Annotated in this window: 3 protein-coding genes and 1 pseudogene; all 4 read left to right on the top strand. The window is 70.4% G+C overall.

Annotated elements, in window-relative coordinates; translation table 11 throughout:
* Nucleotides 1-1,473, top strand: a pseudogene (locus FNH05_RS38575) (hypothetical protein); the annotation flags it as partial.
* Nucleotides 1,470-1,934 (top strand): YbaB/EbfC family nucleoid-associated protein, encoded by a 465-nt coding sequence (locus FNH05_RS35480; protein WP_144593221.1) that lies wholly within the window; start codon nt 1,470-1,472, stop codon nt 1,932-1,934. The pseudogene FNH05_RS38575 and the gene FNH05_RS35480, both read left to right, overlap by 4 nt.
* Nucleotides 1,927-2,253 carry a WXG100 family type VII secretion target gene (locus FNH05_RS35475; protein WP_144593220.1) on the top strand — a complete coding sequence of 109 codons (327 nt, stop codon included), beginning with the start codon at nt 1,927-1,929 and terminating at the stop codon, nt 2,251-2,253. The genes FNH05_RS35480 and FNH05_RS35475 overlap by 8 nt, the downstream gene beginning before the upstream one ends.
* A gap of 34 nt (nt 2,254-2,287) precedes the next feature.
* Nucleotides 2,288-2,932 (top strand): WXG100-like domain-containing protein (locus FNH05_RS35470; RefSeq protein ID WP_144593219.1); only part of this gene is annotated, 645 nt, incomplete at its 3' end.

Genomic DNA, 2,932 nt, shown 5'->3' with positions numbered 1-2,932 from the left:
GCTCCGGGCACGCCGACACCCGAGCAGATCGGCCACGACTACGCGCTGCAGATCCTGCGCGATCTGGGCACGGCCTACCACGACATCGGTCTCGGCATCGCGCCGATGCCCGAACCGGACGGCCGCACGGGGACGACGGGGGGCAACGGTTCCGGCACCGGTTCCGGGCAGCCGGGCACCGCGAACCAGGTCGTCGAGACCATTCCGGTGCTGTCGGACTCCGGCACGACCGGATATCCGGTCCCCGCGGGTTTCTTCGGGCCGCCCGGATACCCGGGCGGGTCCGCGGAGGACCCGTGGACCGCGGGGGACGTGGCGGGGACGAGGCGCTTCGCCTCTTCCGGCGAGGCCTACCCGCCCGGGTACGTACTGGGCGGCAGCCTGACCGAGGCGACGCGGTACGACGCGGTCACGGGCGCCCCGGAAGCGACGGGTGAGGCGGTGGCGGCCGGGACCAGGTCTGCGTTCGCGCTGTCTCCCCGGCTGGAGGGGGCCGTCGTACCCGCCGTGCTCGGGCGCGCTCCCGACGAGGTCGCGGTTTCCCAGCCCAGGGTCAGGACCACGAAGACCACGGCGAGCACCAAGAACACGAAGAGCACCAAGAAGGCCGCCACGACGGCCGAGGGCGCAGCGGGGGAACCGGCCGCGACCGACCGCCCGATGACCGTGTCGGAGATCGCCACCGAGAACGCGGCCACCCCGGCGGCGACGCCGGTCACGGTCTCGAATGCCGCGGCGGTCACGAAACCTCCCGCAGCCACCACAGCCACCACAGCCACCACTACTGCGACAACTACTGCGACAACTAATGCGGCTACTACTGCGGCCACGCACGCCGGACCGACTCCGGCGGCGGCAACCGCGCGGATCACGGCGACGGCGAACGCGGCTCTCCCGCAGTCGCACGCCCTCCCCCAGACACCCACCACGCCGCAGGGGCTCGACGCGCCCCAGGCGTCGACGGGCAGCGGTCACCAGGTGGCCGTCAACACCGCTGCCTCCGCGGCCAACGCGGTGGAGCGCTCTTTCCAGACCGGTGCGGCCGCGACCGGCGGCTACCGCGCGCCCTTACCCGGTGGTGTGGTCCAGAACGCTCCTGCCCCGGTTCGCCCGCTCGCGGCCGACCTCGCCGCGGCGTCCGAGGCCGGATTCCCCATGACCGGCGGTGCCCCCGGTACCGCGGTCGTGCCGGGCGCGGCGAGTGCCGGGGCAGGCGCGAGTCCGGTCTCTCCGATGATGCTCGGCGGGATGCAGGGGACACAGAGAGAAAAGGACCGCATGGCCGCGGTCCCGATCGGGCCCGGGCCCGATGTCTGGGACGGCGGGGACGACATGCCTTCCGTGCTGGGCAGGCCGGAACCCCGGCCGGAGGCACCGGCCGAACCGCCCGGTGCGGACTCGACGATCGAGGGCTTGCGGCAACTGGGCGACGAGGTACTCGGCAGGATCCGCGGACGGAGGAGACAGGGATGACGGACTGGGCGGCCGCTTTCGGCAACCCCGACCAGGGTGTCGAACAGGCGCTGGCGGATCTGGAGCGCGAGAAGCGGAAGCTGAGGGAGGTCAGCAGGATCTGGGAGGAGGGCGGTACCACCGTCCGCTCGAAGGACAACTCGTTCTCGATGACCTTCGACGGCCGTGGTGAGCTCACCGACCTGACGTTCAACGGCTCCAAGTACCGCTCGCTGCCCCCGGCCCAGCTCGCCCATCTCATCGTCGAGACCCTGCAGCAGGGGCGGAACCAGGCCGTGGCGAAGGTGCAGGAGGTCATGGGCACCGGCCGGCGGACGAGCCTCGACTTCGCCGGGATCGCGAGCGGCAAGGTCGACCCGATGGAAATGGTGAACTCGCTGCTGGGGCCGATGCTGGAGGGGTTCGGCCGCGCCGAGGGCACGACCGGCAAGGGTGAGCACGAGCGGAGGAAGAATGACTGAGAACTTCCGTCTCGACCCGGACGGGCTGTCCGCCGCCACGAAGCGGCTGGGTGCGATGGGCGAGAAGCTCAGGGCTTCCTACACCGAGCTGGTGCGCGTCCTCGACGAACACGACGGCTGCTGGGGCGGGGACGACATCGGCAAGTCCTTCGCCCAGAACTACGTGCCGAACGCACGAAAGGCCCGTGACAGCGCGCAAGAGGCGACCGAAGGGATCGTCCAGCTCGGGGACGACACGGACAGCGCCGCCGCGACCTTCGAGAGCGTGGACCACGACAGCGCCCAGCGCATCGACGCGGCAACGAGCCGGAACAGCTGACTTCTTCTTGCGCGCCGGGAAAGGGTGACCGGGTATGAGTGGTGCCGACGAGACCACTCACCTTCCTGCCGGTCTCCAGCACTTCTTCAAAATCGTCCTCGGCATGGAATGGCCGGAGGGCAGCGAGGGTGGCCTCAAGGCGATCAGCCGTGCCTGGTCGCAATTCCACGACGATCTCGAAGCCGCGCTCGGCGAGCTCCCGTCGATCACCAATGACCTCGATCGCTCCTTCGACGGCGTGACGGCGTCGAGCATCGTCGGCTTCATGCGGGGCGACCTGAGCACCGGGCTCGGTGAGCTGAGGGACCAGGCCGCGGATTTCGCCAAGCAGGCGAAGAACGCCGCGGCCGACATCCAGAAGACCAAGATCATGCTGATCGTGATGGCCGCGATCACCCTCGCGGCCGTCATCGAGCTGCTCGCCAGCCTGTTCGGCGCGATCTTCGTGCCGGTGGTGGAGGCGGCCGCCCGGCTCGCCCTGCGGGAACTGCTCCAGCAACTGCTGGAGAGGATGTCCGCGATCACCTTCCGGCAGGTGCTGAACCAGGCGTGGAAGCTGACCCTGACCACCGCGAAGTGGGCCGCGGGCGGCGCCGCATTCATGGGTGGCCTGGATGCCGGCATCCAGGGCGGGCAGATCGCCTCCGGCGATCGCGACGGGTTCGACACGCAGTCGCTC

It is taken from the genome of Amycolatopsis rhizosphaerae (genome assembly GCF_007713715.1).
Taxonomy (GTDB): Bacteria; Actinomycetota; Actinomycetes; order Mycobacteriales; family Pseudonocardiaceae; genus Amycolatopsis_E; species Amycolatopsis_E rhizosphaerae.
The sequence above is the reverse complement of the archived record's forward strand: the minus strand, read 5'-3'. Positions and strand labels throughout refer to the sequence as shown.